The organism is Nonlabens tegetincola (assembly GCF_002117085.1).
Taxonomy (GTDB): domain Bacteria; phylum Bacteroidota; class Bacteroidia; order Flavobacteriales; family Flavobacteriaceae; genus Nonlabens; species Nonlabens tegetincola.
The window spans coordinates 1,781,269-1,797,116 of sequence record NZ_CP019342.1; the positions used below are offsets into that span (position 1 = coordinate 1,781,269).

14 protein-coding genes and 1 pseudogene are annotated in these 15,848 nt (G+C 36.0%); 4 read left to right on the forward strand and 11 right to left on the reverse strand.

Annotation, left to right across the window (positions count from 1 at the left end; all coding sequences use genetic code 11):
- Positions 1-12: 12 nt before the first annotated feature.
- Both BST91_RS13410 and BST91_RS08475 read right to left on the reverse strand, forming a co-directional pair.
- Positions 13-666 (reverse strand): DUF4331 family protein, encoded by a 654-nt coding sequence (locus tag BST91_RS13410; protein WP_042277616.1) that lies wholly within the window; start codon positions 664-666, stop codon positions 13-15.
- Between the two features lie 128 nt (positions 667-794).
- On the reverse strand, positions 795-1,574 hold the full coding sequence (locus tag BST91_RS08475) for an enoyl-CoA hydratase-related protein (protein ID WP_085775138.1): 780 nt from the start codon (positions 1,572-1,574) through the stop codon (positions 795-797).
- Positions 1,575-1,751: 177 nt separating this feature from the next.
- On the opposite strand from BST91_RS08475, the gene BST91_RS08480 reads away from it, so the two are divergent.
- Entirely contained in the window at positions 1,752-3,890 is a 2,139-nt protein-coding gene (locus BST91_RS08480) for a T9SS type A sorting domain-containing protein (protein ID WP_085775139.1), read from the forward strand.
- An 8-nt stretch (positions 3,891-3,898) separates the two neighbouring features.
- Here the strand turns inward: BST91_RS08480 and paaD are convergent, their stop codons facing one another.
- The 5 genes from paaD to BST91_RS08505 all read right to left on the reverse strand — a co-directional run bounded on the left by paaD (position 3,899) and on the right by BST91_RS08505 (position 8,161).
- Positions 3,899-4,435 (reverse strand): 1,2-phenylacetyl-CoA epoxidase subunit PaaD, encoded by a 537-nt coding sequence (paaD, locus tag BST91_RS08485; RefSeq protein ID WP_085775140.1) that lies wholly within the window; start codon positions 4,433-4,435, stop codon positions 3,899-3,901.
- A 243-nt stretch (positions 4,436-4,678) separates the two neighbouring features.
- Positions 4,679-5,479 carry a 1,2-phenylacetyl-CoA epoxidase subunit PaaC gene (gene paaC, locus BST91_RS08490; protein WP_060524112.1) on the reverse strand — a complete coding sequence of 267 codons (801 nt, stop codon included), beginning with the start codon at positions 5,477-5,479 and terminating at the stop codon, positions 4,679-4,681.
- A gap of 243 nt (positions 5,480-5,722) precedes the next feature.
- Complete coding sequence (gene paaB / locus BST91_RS08495) at positions 5,723-6,007, reverse strand: 1,2-phenylacetyl-CoA epoxidase subunit PaaB (protein WP_042277605.1); 285 nt, start codon at positions 6,005-6,007, stop codon at positions 5,723-5,725.
- Between the two features lie 18 nt (positions 6,008-6,025).
- Positions 6,026-6,982: a 1,2-phenylacetyl-CoA epoxidase subunit PaaA gene (gene paaA / locus BST91_RS08500; protein ID WP_085775141.1), complete on the reverse strand. Its 957-nt coding sequence runs from the start codon at positions 6,980-6,982 to the stop codon at positions 6,026-6,028.
- A 102-nt stretch (positions 6,983-7,084) separates the two neighbouring features.
- The gene (locus BST91_RS08505) at positions 7,085-8,161 is read right to left on the reverse strand and encodes a 2Fe-2S iron-sulfur cluster-binding protein (protein ID WP_085775142.1); all 1,077 of its coding nucleotides are present in this window, start codon (positions 8,159-8,161) and stop codon (positions 7,085-7,087) included.
- Positions 8,162-8,311: 150 nt separating this feature from the next.
- Here BST91_RS08505 and BST91_RS08510 point away from each other — a divergent pair, with 150 nt between their 5' ends.
- Positions 8,312-8,902 (forward strand): hypothetical protein, encoded by a 591-nt coding sequence (locus BST91_RS08510; protein ID WP_085775143.1) that lies wholly within the window; start codon positions 8,312-8,314, stop codon positions 8,900-8,902.
- Here BST91_RS08510 and BST91_RS08515 read toward each other — a convergent pair.
- A pseudogene (locus tag BST91_RS08515) lies at positions 8,895-10,420 on the reverse strand (GH3 family domain-containing protein). The gene BST91_RS08510 and the pseudogene BST91_RS08515 sit on opposite strands and share 8 nt — an antisense overlap.
- A gap of 100 nt (positions 10,421-10,520) precedes the next feature.
- On the reverse strand, positions 10,521-11,384 hold the full coding sequence (locus tag BST91_RS08520) for a hydroxymethylglutaryl-CoA lyase (RefSeq protein ID WP_085775144.1): 864 nt from the start codon (positions 11,382-11,384) through the stop codon (positions 10,521-10,523).
- A gap of 119 nt (positions 11,385-11,503) precedes the next feature.
- Here BST91_RS08520 and BST91_RS08525 point away from each other — a divergent pair, with 119 nt between their 5' ends.
- A complete protein-coding gene (locus BST91_RS08525) occupies positions 11,504-12,658 on the forward strand; it encodes an NAD(P)/FAD-dependent oxidoreductase (RefSeq protein ID WP_085775145.1) in 1,155 nt (384 codons plus the stop codon).
- Between the two features lie 41 nt (positions 12,659-12,699).
- On the opposite strand, the gene BST91_RS08530 is transcribed toward BST91_RS08525, so the two are convergent.
- Together BST91_RS08530 and BST91_RS08535 are read right to left on the reverse strand one after the other, a co-directional pair.
- Positions 12,700-13,317, reverse strand: coding sequence for a LysE family translocator (locus BST91_RS08530; protein WP_085775146.1), 618 nt, complete (start codon positions 13,315-13,317; stop codon positions 12,700-12,702).
- Positions 13,317-14,360 carry a quinone-dependent dihydroorotate dehydrogenase gene (locus BST91_RS08535; protein ID WP_085775147.1) on the reverse strand — a complete coding sequence of 348 codons (1,044 nt, stop codon included), beginning with the start codon at positions 14,358-14,360 and terminating at the stop codon, positions 13,317-13,319. Before BST91_RS08535 ends, BST91_RS08530 begins: the two co-directional genes overlap by 1 nt.
- A gap of 75 nt (positions 14,361-14,435) precedes the next feature.
- Between BST91_RS08535 and lpdA the strand changes: the two genes are divergently transcribed.
- A complete protein-coding gene (gene lpdA / locus BST91_RS08540; RefSeq protein ID WP_042277586.1) occupies positions 14,436-15,827 on the forward strand; it encodes a dihydrolipoyl dehydrogenase in 1,392 nt (463 codons plus the stop codon).
- The last annotated feature ends 21 nt before the right edge of the window (positions 15,828-15,848 follow it).

The window sequence follows — 15,848 nt, forward strand, 5'->3', positions numbered from 1 at the left end:
TTCGTTTTAAGGTTATTGTTTTCTTTTAGTCTCTACCCAAGTATTGATAGTTCCTGATCCACCTATCATAGACTTAGGCACCTCAACTACAATCGACATTACATTAGTACCAGCAAAAGTGTCAGTACCAGGATTATTAAAACTTGTAGCATTTCCGGCAATGATCTCGCCATATTGAGCAAAATCCATGAAAAAAGGATCATCTCTAGGACCTGCAAACGCCATCATTCCATTTGAACTTTCAACAATAGCATTTTGACCATACGGCGTAATATCCACTACTAGTTGATTATTTGAATTGGTAAGAATACTACTGTTAAGACCAGTTCCCATAGGAGCATCTGGACCAAAAACATACATTTGCCCATCCTTTGGAATAGCTTGTATTACTAGATCTTCAACATTATCACCATCGGTATCAATGTTGAATTCAACTAGCACGTTTTCATCAAAAGATGCTGCTCCAGTTGCATTTGGCGATAACAACCCTTGCACATTTGCAACAAATGCAATGTTATTAGAGTTTTCACCTTGGAAGGCATAAAAATCGGTGATATCACTTGTACCACCTTGTACTGCAGGCGCGTCAATATGATCTGCTGCGATCACGACCAGCCCTACGATTGCCATAGCGGCAAATAGTAAGTAAAATTTATTTTTTTTCATAAGTGTGAGAATTAAAAGTTAATCGGCTCTCAATTCTATTTACGTCAGCTTATGAAAAGTGGTTTTGTTAAAATTTTATTAAACTATCTTAAAGCGCTATTTTACAGACTAATAGGTTCGTTTTTATATTAATTCCCTTTGAACTTTGGACTGCGTTTTTCCATAAAAGCTGCAACACCTTCTTTGTAATCCTCGGTTTGTGCGCTTTCAATTTGAAGTTTACTTTCTAAGGCTAATTGTTGTTCAACGTTGTTTGAATAACTTGCGTTGAATGCTTTTTTTGTATTAGCCAGGGCAATGGTAGGTAGGTTTGCTAGTTTTTCTGTTTTAGCTTTCGCGAAAGCTAAAAACTCATCATCTTTTATAGCTTTATAAATCATACCCATTTGTTCAGCCTCGTTTGCGGTAATTTTATCGGCTAGCATAGCGATAGCACTCGCCTTACCAAAACCAATTAATCGTGGTAAGAACCAAGTCCCAGCACTATCTGGAATTAACCCTATTTTACTAAATGCTTGAATAAACGCAGCACTTTCTGCTGCAATTACCACATCACAACACAATGCGATGTTTGCTCCAGCACCAGCAGCAACACCATTTACTGCAGCTACAACAGGTTTTTCTAGGTCACGTATCTTGATCACTATAGGATTGTAATGGTCGTCTAGTATAGCCTTAAAACCAGGATTAAGTTCTGGATCAGTAATCTCTTGAATGTCTTGACCAGCACAAAAAGCTTTACCTTCTCCAACAATCATTACAGCACGCACATCATCTTCTTTACAACGATCCAAAGCATCTTGCATCGCATGGGCCATTTCTTTATTAAAAGAATTAAAAACCTTGGGTCTATTAAGAGTTATAGTGGCGATATTATTTTCAATTTGAAGCAAAATACTGTTTGACATATGATTTACGTATTTCTACCTAGGCTATACCTGGGTTGATGAATAAAGGATTATTAATTTATGTAAAGTTAATGGTTAGTACGCTTTCGCGAAAGCGGAATTAAAATCGATGTAGATTTAACTCTATGTTAATCGAAGAGTTCAAAATCTTTTATATTTTCAAACAAACTACCAGCCATGAAATACTTCTCTGTCATAATAGTGCTATGGAGTGCTTTAGGATTTTCCCAACAAGGCGATATAGATTTTGAATTAGTGGTGAGTAATGGGCCGATGGGTGGATATGCAGATGTTACTTACTTTATATCAAATTTATCTCCTACAGCAACCTATACTAATGTCACGATCAATCATCCCGATGCAGTTTTACAGAATGTAGTGGTCACTCCATCTACCTTGCCACCTGGAATTCAGGTATATATAACAGGTCGTATACCGTTGTCTGGAGACAATTATGCAGGAATAGGATTGCGCAACACTCAAGCTACTCTTACTGCTAGTGATGGTACTGCTACCATTACAGAACTTTCTGACGGTAGAGATTTTCAAGGAAACAGTATTAACGATGGTCCAACTGATTATTTTGTTTTAGAATCACCTAGTTATGGTGTCATTTATATTGACGACAATTTGAACGGTCAATACGATGCAGGAATAGATACATTCTTACCACAGGTAAGGATAAATTTATATGATAGTGCTGGTAATACAGATTTTTTGATGACAAATGAAACTGGATGGTGGTATTTTGATAATAGTTTTCTACAGAATAATAGTCCAGGTAATTTCACTTATGGTGCCATCATAGATGTTAATACACTTCCTGCAAATGGTACACGTAACTATCAACTTACAGATGGTGATAATCCCTTTATTCCTAACGGTACTCTTGCCTTTAATTTTAATATGAGTCACGGTTTTGTATCATCAGATTTTGGTACCATAGAGGCAAGTGCTTTTTTAGATGAAAATAACAATGGTATGCGTGACACAAACGAAGTCAATGTCCCATATGTCGATTTTGAATTTATTAAAGATAATGATCCAGCTAGTGCCTTGATAATTAACTCTGGTAATGATGGTATTGTAAGACGCTTCGATAGTAATCCAGGGATTCAATTGAACGATGTCAAAGCAATACTAACTAATAGTTCAAGTTTTTACACTATAACAACACCAGATTACGACGATGTTACCACGACGATCAATCAAACATTTTACGCTCCATTTGCCCTAACAGAAAATTCTAGTTCAAATAGAGACACTGCTGTATACCTAACAAATCTGGCATCACCAAATCCAGGATTTGCCAGTAGATGTAGAATTACAATTGACAACCGCAGCCCTGGAATAAGCACAGGTAATTTACAATTCACCGCAGATCCAAACGCAAGTATTCTAAATGTGTTTGATCAAAATGGCAATGACTTATTGGTCAATGGAGTTGCTACGGCAACAACTTCTGGGTTTATTATGAATTACTCTATACCCTATTTTTCTCAAAAAGAGATAGATGTAGTTATGGACACGCCAATCACTGGTGTACAAATGGGAGATGTTTTCTCTCATAATACTACTATACTACCTACATCTATAGATATAGACACGGGTAACAACACTCAAAACATTGATGTTAGTATAATTGCTTCATATGATCCTAATGATATTACTGAAATAAGAGGTCCTTCAATTCCTATAAATTTATTTTCTACCACTGATTTTTTAGAATACACCATACGGTTTCAAAATGAAGGAACTGCAAATGCCCAATTTGTACGAATTTTGTCCTCACTAGATGCTATGCTTGATTTAACGACACTAGAAATGCTTTCTAGTAGTCATAGTTATACTTATACCATAACTGGTAACGAATTAGACTGGTATTTTGATAATATTCAACTAGTTCCACAATCGCTAGATGAACAAGCTAGTCAAGGCTATGTAAAATACCGTATTAAACCTCGTGCTGGTTTTTCAGTAGGTGATGTTATTAGTGCCCAAGCAAGAATTTTCTTTGATTATAATCCCGCTGTTTTTACTGAAGAATGGACCAGCACATTTGATTCTTCAGCGTCGATTAATGATTCTAAAGAAAATGTTACTGTATATCCCAATCCTATAAATAACCATAATGAATTACACATTTCACAATTAGAAAATGGAAAATTTGAATTATTTGGGGTAACAGGCATACGATTATATAGTGGCGAGTACCACGAAGGTGTCATAAAACTAAATAACCTTTCTCCAGGAATCTTTTTTTTGAAAGTTGTCGGTAACGGTAGGTCTGCCGTTATTAAATTGATTAAAGAATAAACCTCTTCTTACTTCAAACACTTGAAATAGTCAAAGGGCTCTAGACAATCATCACATTGAAACATGGCTTTACAAGCTGTTGAACCAAATTGACTGACTAGTTTTGTATTAGTCGAACCACAGTTAGTACATTTGACCAACTTTTTATTATTAAGTAGAACATCTTTATCGGCAGTTGGTTCTAGAGGAGCAGCTATACCATATTCTTCCATAGCTTTACGACCACGCTCTGTAATCCAATCGGTTGTCCATGGCGGTGACATGATAAGTTGTACGGTGGTTGTGTAGCCCGCTTTCGCGAAAGCGCGATCTAAATCATCTCCTATAACATCCATTGCCGGACATCCACTATATGTAGGTGTAAGTTTAATGGTTACATGATTTTCATCTAACTGCACACTTCTGATTACACCTAAATCAATAACACTCAAGACTGGAATCTCTGGATCAGAAACAGACTCTAAAATATCTAAAACATCTTTGGGTAAGTCCAAAAATTGTTCAGAATTTAATTCATAAGAATTTGTTTTAGAATCACTACTCATCTCTATGTCTGTAAATATTTTATTTCTTTAGTTAGCCAATACAATGAAAATAATCTTTGCTTCAATTTAAATTGGGTTAAACTCAAAGTTTGAATGCTCCAGTAGAATAAAGTACTGGTAAAACAATTAAATCTTTAGATGTTCTTAATTTTAAAAGCCTCACTGCAAGTCATTTAAAACGACAGTGCTATCAAAAAAGTATTTAACCGCCACTATAACTCACTGTAGAGGATTCAATCAATACTACCATTTGCTATTCGGGTAGGTACGCTGCATATATTGCATTTCTGCAAGGATGTATCCCATGTACTCACTGTGAAGTCCGTTTTTCCCTCCTTTTTGAAAGTAAGGTACTTCTGGAACTTCCAGAGTTGCCTCTGTCAGCAAGTTTTCTACTTTTTCATAATAGTACTCTCTTAATTGTAGCATATCTGGAGCTACACCAGCATCAATCATCGCTGAATCAGATTCATTTACTTGAAAAAGTTCATCTGTAAACACCCAAAGATCATTAACCGCTTTTTGAGCTTTATCATGACTTTCCTCTGTTCCATCACCTAATCTCTTTAACCAATCTCCTGAGAAACGTTCGTGATAACTCGCCTCTTTAATACCTTTAAATGCAAGTGCTCTCAGTGTTTCATCGGCGCTTTGTTGCAAGGCATTCAAAAACATTTTATTGTAAACGTCAAAGAAAAACTGTCTTGCAATTACATAGGCAAAATCTGTATTGGGTTGTTGTACCAGTAATACACTTCTATACTCACGCTCTTTTCTTAAAAAGGCAATATCGTCCTCGGTACTTCCGTCACCTTTTAATTGAGATATATACTGATAAAAACTGCGAACTTGACCTAAAAGATCGAGCGAAATGTTTGTAATAGCGATATCAGGTTCTAGATTAGGTCCATGACCACATAATTCACCTAGTCGTTGAGCTAAGATTAAATAATTATCGGCAACACCTAAAAGATAGTCGATCAGGTGTTGTTTATTTTCCTTGGACTCTAGGAATTGTGGGTTTAATTCTCTTATCGGTTTCATTTTCGCTAGTTGTAATTAAAGTCTAGTTTTAGGTATAGACTTATTTTATCTTAATCTCAATTAATGGCGTCATTACTAATTTAAAAGATGCCTTATCAAAAGAGTTATATATTTTAATAACTATAAGAATATCTAATCGTAATTCTCATTTAAGATGAAGTGAAAATTAACATTCTTATTTCCATTTCCTTTCTGAACTAATATGTCCAATTTTCCCCAAACATCTCTTATAGTATTAGCATATTACATATGTTTCAACTCGTCTGGCAACTCATAAAAAGTAGGATGCCTATACACCTTATCGGCAGCAGGCTCAAATAACTCTCCACTATCTTGTGGATTGCTTGCAGTGATATGTTTACTTTCTACCACCCAAATACTCACACCTTCATTTCTACGTGTATACACATCTCGAGCATTATTGAGTGCCATTTCTGCATCCTCGGCATGTAAACTACCACAGTGCCTGTGTTCTAGACCATTTTTAGATCTAATGAATACTTCCCATAATGGAATTTCTTTACTCATAATATATTAAGTTCTTGATTAGATAGCTTGCTTATTTTTACGCTCGTTTTGTTTCTGAGCGTATGCCATCGCAGCATCTCTCACCCATTTTCCTTTTTCCCAAGCATTTCTGCGATCATCCAGTCTTTTTTTGTTCATTGGTCCATGACCCTTTACTACTTGCCAAAACTCATCCCAATCTATTGGACCAAAATCATAACCTCCTTTTTCTTCATTCCATTTTAATTCAGGATCTGGTATAGTAAGTCCTAGAATATCGGCTTGTGGAACAGTTTGGTCAATGAACTGTTGTCTAAGCTCATCATTAGTTTTGCGTTTAAGCTTCCATTTCATTGATTGCTCAGTGTGCACACTGTCTTTATCTTCTGGTCCAAGCATCATTAAGGATGGCCACCACCATCTATTTAATGCATCTTGAGCCATTTGTTTTTGCTCTTCTGTACCGTTACAAAGGGAAAGCATAATTTCATAACCTTGTCTCTGGTGAAAGCTTTCTTCCTTACAAACACGCACCATAGCTCTTGCATATGGTCCGTAAGACGTACTACAAAGTGGCACTTGATTGATGATAGCAGCACCATCTACTAACCAACCTATAGCTCCCATGTCAGCCCAAGTTAAAGTAGGATAATTAAAAATAGAACTGTATTTGGCTGCTCCTGTATGTAATTGATTGTATAATTCTTCTCTCGAAATTCCTAAGGTTTCACAAGCGCTATATAGATACAAACCATGACCTGCCTCGTCCTGAACTTTGGCTAATAACGCAGCCTTACGTCTGAGTGAAGGTGCTCTTGTTATCCAATTTCCCTCGGGTAACATACCTACGATTTCAGAATGGGCATGTTGTGAAATCTGACGTATGTGAGTTTTACGATACTTCTCTGGCATCCAGTCTTTCGGCTCAATTTTTTCATCATTTTCGATTTTAGCCTCAAACTGTGCTTCTAAACTTTTAATTTCTGCTTCACTCATAATTTCTCGATATTATCACTTCATTACCTATAAGGTACTGTAATGTGAATTAAACTTAAATGTTTTATCAATAGTTCCTATTAAAGATAGGTACTTATTAAATTAAACATCATAATCAACTACTAATTTTTTACTAGTCGGAACACTTACGCAACTAAGCACCAAACCTTTGGCGACCTCTTCTTCAGTAAGAGCATAATTAACTTTCATAGCTACACTACCTTCTTTAACCTTACACTTACACGTACTACATACACCACCTTTACAAGCGTAGGGAAGATCAGCTCCTGCTGCAATCGCTCCGTCTAAAACATTATCATGATCATCACCTAAAACAAAATGGAATTCTTTGCTTCCATCAATAATTGTGACCTCAACACCATCCACTTTTTGTTCAAGGGCAGCTGCAGCTCTTGCTTTATCTTCTTCACTTAAACCACTTACAAACAATTCGTAATGAACGTTTTCAGCCTTCATACCAGCAGCAACTAATTCATCGCGAATTAAAAAAATCATCTCTTCAGGTCCACAAATAAAAGCATGATCAGTGTGCGGCGCATTAATCAAAGTTTGAGTAAGAGTTTGCATCTTTTCCTTATCAAAGCGGCCGTTAAATAAAGGTATATCGCGGTGCTCTCTACTCAAAAAATAAAACACTTCAAACCTGCTCAAATATTGATTTTTAAGAGCTTCTATTTCTTCCTTAAAAATGATTGAGCTCGCGGTTCTATTCAAATAAAATAATTTGAACTTAGCGAGTGGTTCTTTTTTCAAATGCGTTTTAATTATACTAAGCATAGGTGTAATACCCGAACCAGCAGCAAAAGCGACATAATTCTTACTTTCTGCCTCACTGTAACATTCAATACCAAAATCACCGCTAGGCGCTGCTACTTGTATTGAGTCACCAGCTTTAAGCTTTCGATTTACAAAAGTTGAAAATTTACCCTGGTAAATTTCCTTCACGGCTACCTTCCACTCATCATCAAGAGGACTACTGCATAAAGAGTAACTGCGTCTAACATCCTCGCCATCGATTGTTGCTCGCAATGTCAAAAACTGTCCCTGACGATAATTAAACTCTTTTTTAAGTTCTTCGGGTACGTCAAAAGCAAGTACCGTCGTATCATCAGTTTCTTTATAGACCTCAGATAATGTTATGTTATGAAATGTATTCACGTTGAATAAGTCGTTGATTTAAAACAAAACTAACACTTGTTAGTTTGTGATGCAAATATGTTGTTTTAATTAGACTTGTTCTGTATTGAAATCAATTATTTTAACCTGATTTTCACGACAATTTTTGTGCTAAATACTAATTTAGAAAATATGTCATATTCTAAAATAAAGGCTCCAGCTAGTATTATTGATGCAGTAAATGAAGCTGTTAGTTATTTTCCTGAACTTTATCACACACCTATTGAATTTAAGTTTAATAATATGGTGCGTAAAAATTTTATGCAAGCTCAACCCAAATGGATAAGCTTTTTAAAAAGAAGAAAACATCGTAGTTATATTATCCTAATAAGTAAGGAGTTTAGAGTAGAAAACGAAATTTTCACGGTGAATGAAATTCCTTATGATGTACTTGTAGGATGGTTAGGTCATGAATTAGGTCATGTGATGGATTATCGTAAAAGGAGCAGTTTAGGAATGTTAATTTTTGGGATTAAATATTTGTATTCATCCGCACACATTCAAGAAGTAGAACGCACTGCCGATGAATATGCTGTAAGACATGGCATGGGAGAACATATAATCAAAACCAAGAATTTTATTTTAAACCACACTAGTTTATCAGAGACTTATAAAAATCACATGCGTAAATTTTATTTATCTCCCGAGGAAATTTTAGAATTGATTAATAGATATGGTGATACTTGTGAAAAACCTACTAGAGAAGAGCTTGCGCCTAAGTAATGGTCGATTTACAAAATTGCTCCCATTCCTTAAAAGTATCTTCTTTCATAACTTTTTCCATTTTTACCTGACCACCTTTCTTCTTGTTGTAATCATTCCATTTTGAAAATATCTCTGGTGCAACTTTATTAACTATCACACCCTTTAAGGCCTTTGATCTTGCAACTTTATAATTTTTATTTGCTTTTTGAAGTAAATCATCAAGATGTGATGCTAGTTCTTTCTCACTTACCTCAGTGGTTGTTCCTAACGTCCAAACGTGATAAAACTCACCTTTATTTTTTTGGCACAAACCGTAAACTCCTTGATTGCTGTATCAAATTTGTTTTGCAGATCTGTTATCGCTGTTTCCATTTTAAGTACGGATAATTGACTACCTACTACATTTAGAAAGAACTTTGTCCTTCCTGTGATTTTAATTTCAGCGCGATCAACATTAGTAAATTTAATCGTATCACCTATTAAATAACGCCAGGCACCAGATACCGTTGAAATTATTAATGCATAATCCACATTTTCCTTCACTGCGCCTAAATGCAAAACTGGAGCATCTTCAACAATACTCCCATCTGGATTTATGTATTCAGGTTTAAAAGGAACAAATTCAAAATAAATGCCACCATCAGTAACAAGTTGCATGGCGTCAGTTTCTGGTCTTTGTTGACTTGCTATAAAACCTTCACTAGCTAGATAAGTATCGACAATTTGAACAGGTTTAGAAAACAGTTTTTCAAAACTGCTGCGATACGGCTCAAAGGCAACTCCACCAGAGGTATATACAGACAAGTTAGGCCACACATCATGGATAGAATCAACCTTGTGATATTCCATCACTCTTTTAAGCATTATTTCAATCCAGGATGGTATACCGCTTAACATTCCAATATCCCAATTTTCAGATTGAATTGCAATTTGACGCACCCGTTCATCCCAATCATCTATACTTGCAATTTCCTTTCCTGGCTTGTAAAAGGAACTCAAAAATTCTGGAATTTGACTAGCCGATATTCCACTAATCTCGCCTATAGTAAACCCATTTTTATGATCAAGATCAGTAGAACTTCCCAATGCGAGGACCTCTTTTTCAAAAATTGAAGGATCTAAATTAAAATTACTTAATGCGCTTACCTGTGAGGTTCCAGCATCCTTAATGGCTGTTATCATTTCATCAGTTACAGGTATCATCTTTGACTTTTTACCGGTTGTACCGCTTGATCTAGCTAAAAAACTAGGTACACCTGGCCATGTAATATCCGGTTTCCCTTGTTTCATTTGTTCCCACCAACGATCGTTCATTTTATGATAGTCGTAGAAAGGTATCGCTTTCGCGAAAGCGTGCCTAATATCATCACTTTCTAAAATGGAATCAAAATCATAGTAAATACCAAACGAAGTATCCTGAGCTGTGATGAGCATGTTACGCAGGACCTTTTCCTGTGATTTTACATGGTCTGTAACCGAGGTCAAATTTTCATGAATACTGAGTGCTGTCTTAATCAAAGGACCTAAGAATGCCATATAAATAAGGTTTATTGTAAAGGTAAGACCCGTACAACCAGCATCTCGTTAAGATAGTGTTTAACTATGCTTATAAAATGTAAAAGGTATCTTTAACTCTTTAATGAAATACGGAAAATAACTTAGTTGCCTCATTATAACTACTTTCAAATGACATTGCGTTCACATTTGAGTGCGCCTTTACGTTATTAAAGTAACTCACCATTTTTTCTGTAGGCATGTTTCCTGTAAGATCATCTTTGGCCATAGGACAGCCACCAAATCCTTGAATAGCACCATCAAACCTGCGACATCCTGCTTTAAAGGCAGCATCGACTTTTTCATGCCATGTGGTAGGAGTAGTATGTAAATGTGCACCAAACTCCACATGCGGATACATAGGTATCAAATTTGAGAATAGATAATCTATAGTGGATGGATCGCTGGTACCAACGGTGTCGGACAATGAAAGGATTTGAACTCCCATTGTTGCTAATTTCTCTGCCCAGTCACCTACTATGTCTACATTCCATGGATCACCATAAGGGTTACCAAATCCCATTGAAATATAAACTACAACTTGTTTTCCCGAAGTATGAGCAATGTTTAGAATTTCCTTGAGAGTTTCGACAGATTGCTCTATTGTCTTATGCGTATTACGCATTTGAAAATTCTCAGAAATTGAAAAAGGAAATCCTAAATAATCAATTTCAGGATGTTGACAAGCATCTTGAGCTCCTCTTATGTTTGCAACAATAGCGAGTAATTTGCTTTCCGTTTTAGTTAAGTCTAATCCTGCTAAAACTTGAGCAGTATCAACCATTTGAGGAATTGCTCTTGGGGAAACAAAGCTTCCAAAGTCAATCGTATCAAAGCCACAACGCAGCAGTGATTGAATGTACTGTATTTTTTTATCAGTAGGAATAAAAGGTTTTATTCCCTGCATGGCGTCTCTAGGACATTCAATAAGTTTCACCTTTTCCATCGACCGGTAAAGATACGATGCTCCATCAGCTTTATGAAATCGATTGCGTAAATGATTTTTGATTAATTATCTATTTTTAAACTTGAATTTTAAACTTCTAATCAATCAATTCTCAGCTTATGAGTTCAGTAGACTTTCAAGTAGCAGTAATAGGTGCAGGACCAGCAGGTGCAAGTGCAGCTTATAAATTAGGAATAGCTGGTATTTCATGCATTCTCATTGAAAAACAAAAACTACCTCGTTACAAAGTTTGTGGTGGCGGACTGGTATATCGAGGATTAAACTCCATGTCGTTTGATATTTCATCGGTTATTGAAAGGCAGTTTGACACTATTGATATTTTCTTAAAGAATGGTAAATCCATAAAAACAAGCTCTACAGAACCTATGGTAACCATGATAATGAGAGATTCATTTGATCATTTAATTACTAAAAAGGCTCAGGAAGCTGGCGTACAATTACAAGATCAGACAAAATTGACAGCGATCAATCATGATAATCAGGTGATTCAAGTTGTTACGGATAAAGGAAGTTGGAATGTTGAAGCAATTATAGCGGCCGATGGTGTTTACAGTCCTACGGCAAGGATGTCTGGCTGGAAAAATGAGACTAGACATCTTGCTCCTGCATTAGAATACGAGGTTTACGTAACTGATGCAGAGTTTAAAAAGCACAAAGACATCGTTCGATTCGATATTGATGCCATTAAAAGTGGTTACGGATGGAGCTTTCCAAAAAAAGATCATTTATCAGTAGGTGTAGGCGCCTTTGGTGTTGATAAAAAGAAAACAGATTTGAAAAGCTTGTGTATGGACTACATGAAGCGCATAGGAATCAATGAAGTAACTCATATCGATAAGCATGGGTTTAATGTTCCTGTAACACCAAGAACAGATGGTTTTGTAAAAAACAACGTATTTCTCACAGGTGATGCGGCAGGTTTTGCCGATCCATTAACAGCCGAAGGTATTTCAAATGCCATAAGAAGTGGTAATCTAGCTGCACAATCCATCATTGAAAACGCTAACAACATCACAATTGCTGGTGAACGTTATTTGGAGCTTTTGAATGACGATTTACTACCTCAAATAAAAACCGCTCAACAATTGGCCAAATGGTTCTACTCTCATCCTAAATTGAGGAATGTTGTTCTTAACAAATATGGTCAAGAATTTGCAGATTATGTTGCAGGTATTTTTGCTGGAACTAAGACTTACCCAGAAAATGTAACGAAAAGATTGAAAGAGAAAGCGTTGTCAATGGTCAGTTTCTAATGTTTAGTTTTTTTTAATTGTAATAATGTAACAATTAAAACTTAAGGTATTAGTATTAAAACAGCAATCCCTACAAACACCACTATTTGCAACCATTTCATAAAAAAAGGAAACCAGTTGGAGTTTTTTATAAACATAGCTGCCCGACCTGCTAATAATGCAATACTGTAAAAAACAACTAAGGAAACTAACATAAAAATTATTCCCAAAATATAAATTTGAATCCATTCAGGAGTATCATTTTGAACTACAAACTGTGGTAGCAAAGCAAGAAAAAACAAACTTACCTTGGGATTCAAAATATTCATAGTTACTCCTACTTTGAACATGTCCCACCAATTACCTTGAGAAGTTTGAGAATCCTTCAATGAGATAGATGGGTCAGATTTGAATACTTGAAAAGCAAGATAAAGCAAGTAAATGGCACCGGCTATTTTTATTCCTAGCAATAACCACTCGTTATCCCTTATTACAATAGCAAAACCAAAAGCTACTAAAGAAGTGTGAGCAATACAACCTGTTATTAATCCAGTTGCAATGGCAATTCCTATTTTACTACCACGAGCAACACTTTGTGTAAGGACAAAAATGTTATCTGGCCCAGGACTTAATGCAAGTAATAGTGTGGCAAGCGCAAAAGAAACTAAAGATTCTATCATTAACCTTGATCAATAATTGCCTTATTAATCCTTTTTATTAATCCAGGCCCTTCATAAATAAATCCGGTATACAACTGTACGAGACTTGCTCCAGCATTAAGTTTATCTAGAGCATCCTTTTCACTCATAATACCACCTACTCCTATAATGGGAAAAGCACCATTACTCTTTGAATGTAAAAAACTTATGACTTGGGTTGCGCGATTAGTAAGCGGCGCACCACTTAATCCACCGACTTCATTTTGCAAGCTCTCTGCAGATTTTAATTTGTTTCTCTCTATAGTTGTATTGGTAGCAATCACACCATCAATCTTTGTATCTTCTACAATCCCTATAATATCCATCAATTGATCATCAGTAAGATCTGGGGCTATTTTCAATAATATGGGTTTGCGTACTGGCTTCATATTATTAATATCCTGTAAAGTCTGTAAAATACGAGTTAACGGTTTGCGATCTTGTAATTCACGTAAACCTGGCGTATTTGGTGAACTCACGTTGACAGTAAAATAATCTACATACTCAAATAGTTTTTCAAAGCAAATGATGTAATCATTGACAGCTTCCTCATTAGGAGTGATCTTGTTTTTTCCAATATTCCCACCGATAATCACATGCCCTTTTTCACCAGGTCTTGGATTTTTTTTCAATCGTTCAACTGCAGCATCAACACCACCATTATTAAAGCCCATTCTATTAATAATTGCTGCATCATCCTTAAGCCTAAAAAGTCGTTGTTTGGGATTTCCGTCTTGTGGTTTAGGAGTAAGTGTCCCTATTTCAATAAACCCAAATCCTAGGTTTGAAAATTCTTTAAAAGCCTTGGCATCTTTGTCAAATCCAGCAGCCATTCCAACAGGATTTGGAAATTTGATTCCAAATAATTCTCTTTCTAATGACTTTGGATTGTTGTGGTAGCGCTTTCGCGAAAGCGAACTAAATCCAGGCAACTTGTTTAATAACTTAACACTTTTGAATGAAAAATGATGTACTGCCTCTGGATCAAAGTTAAAAAGCAGTGGTCGTATTATAGTTTTATACATAGGAATAAGGTTGGGCAAATTTACAATCTGTATTGCTTTATTGCATATTTTTGTGACTCTAAAAAAAAGATCGACATGAGTAAATATGATGTAATCGTTTTGGGAAGTGGACCAGGCGGATATGTAACAGCTATACGTGCTTCACAACTAGGTATGAAAACTGCCATAGTAGAGAAAGAATCTCTAGGTGGAGTTTGTTTAAACTGGGGTTGTATTCCTACTAAAGCACTTATTAAAAGTGCCGATGTTTTTAACTACCTAAAACATGCTGAAGATTATGGTCTTAAAGCAGATAATGTAGATAAAGATTTTGATGCCGTTGTAAACCGCTCTCGCGATGTTGCAAATGGCATGAGTAAAGGTGTTCAATTCTTGATGAAAAAGAATAAAATCGATGTCATCATGGGTTATGGAACACTTAAAAAAGGTAAAAAAGTTGAGGTAAAAGCCGAGGATGGTTCTACCCAAACCATAGAAGGAAATCACGTAATTGTAGCTACTGGAGCTAAGTCTAGAGTTCTTCCATCGCTTCCACAAGATGGTAAAAAAGTGATAGGATACCGTGAGGCTATGACTTTAAAGGAACAACCTAAAAAGTTAATCGTAGTAGGATCTGGTGCTATAGGTGTTGAATTTGCTTATTTCTATAACGCAATGGGAACCGAGGTTACCATTGTAGAATACCTAGATCGTATTGTTCCTGTAGAGGATGTAGATGTATCTAAACAAATGGAACGCAGCTTTAAGAAGTCTGGAATTAAAGTAATGACTTCAAGCGAAGTGACAAAAGTAGATACAAGCGGTGATGGTGTAAAAGCTACCGTTAAAACTAAAAAAGGTGAAGAGGTTCTAGAAGCAGATATCGTATTGAGTGCCGTAGGAATCGAAACTAACCTTAAAAATATAGGATTAGAAGAGGTTGGTATTTCTACTGATCGTGGTAAGGTGCTAGTTAACAAATACTACCAGACTAATATTCCTGGATACTATGCAATAGGTGACATCACCGCTGGACCAGCACTTGCACACGTTGCTAGTGCAGAAGGAATCTTATGTGTTGAAAAAATTGCTGGTATGCATGTGGAACCATTAGATTATGGTAACATACCTGGTTGTACCTATTCTACTCCAGAAATTGCCAGTGTAGGTATGACTGAAGCACAAGCTAAAGAAGCTGGTTATGAGCTTAAGGTTGGTAAATTTCCTTTCAGCGCAAGTGGTAAAGCAAAAGCTAGTGGCGCAAGCGATGGTTTTGTAAAAGTAATATTTGATGCTAAGTATGGAGAGTGGTTAGGTTGTCACATGATAGGCGCTGGAGTTACTGATATGATTGCAGAGGCTGTTGTTGCACGTAAATTAGAAACTACTGGTCATGAAATTTTAAAGGCAGTTCATCCACACCCAACTATGAGTGAAGCTGTGATGGAAGCCGTAGCAGATGCTTATGATGAAGTAATTCACCTGTAAGACCTTATTAATTATACAATT

Coding starts and splice junctions, on each gene's coding strand:
- BST91_RS13410 (WP_042277616.1), bottom strand. CDS start 666: ATGAAAAAAAATAAATTTTACTTACTATTTGCCGCTATGGCAATCGTA.
- BST91_RS08475 (WP_085775138.1), bottom strand. CDS start 1,574: ATGTCAAACAGTATTTTGCTTCAAATTGAAAATAATATCGCCACTATA.
- BST91_RS08480 (WP_085775139.1), top strand. CDS start 1,752: ATGAAATACTTCTCTGTCATAATAGTGCTATGGAGTGCTTTAGGATTT.
- paaD (WP_085775140.1), bottom strand. CDS start 4,435: ATGAGTAGTGATTCTAAAACAAATTCTTATGAATTAAATTCTGAACAA.
- paaC (WP_060524112.1), bottom strand. CDS start 5,479: ATGAAACCGATAAGAGAATTAAACCCACAATTCCTAGAGTCCAAGGAA.
- paaB (WP_042277605.1), bottom strand. CDS start 6,007: ATGAGTAAAGAAATTCCATTATGGGAAGTATTCATTAGATCTAAAAAT.
- paaA (WP_085775141.1), bottom strand. CDS start 6,982: ATGAGTGAAGCAGAAATTAAAAGTTTAGAAGCACAGTTTGAGGCTAAA.
- BST91_RS08510 (WP_085775143.1), top strand. CDS start 8,312: ATGTCATATTCTAAAATAAAGGCTCCAGCTAGTATTATTGATGCAGTA.
- BST91_RS08520 (WP_085775144.1), bottom strand. CDS start 11,384: ATGGAAAAGGTGAAACTTATTGAATGTCCTAGAGACGCCATGCAGGGA.
- BST91_RS08525 (WP_085775145.1), top strand. CDS start 11,504: ATGAGTTCAGTAGACTTTCAAGTAGCAGTAATAGGTGCAGGACCAGCA.
- BST91_RS08530 (WP_085775146.1), bottom strand. CDS start 13,317: ATGATAGAATCTTTAGTTTCTTTTGCGCTTGCCACACTATTACTTGCA.
- BST91_RS08535 (WP_085775147.1), bottom strand. CDS start 14,360: ATGTATAAAACTATAATACGACCACTGCTTTTTAACTTTGATCCAGAG.
- lpdA (WP_042277586.1), top strand. CDS start 14,436: ATGAGTAAATATGATGTAATCGTTTTGGGAAGTGGACCAGGCGGATAT.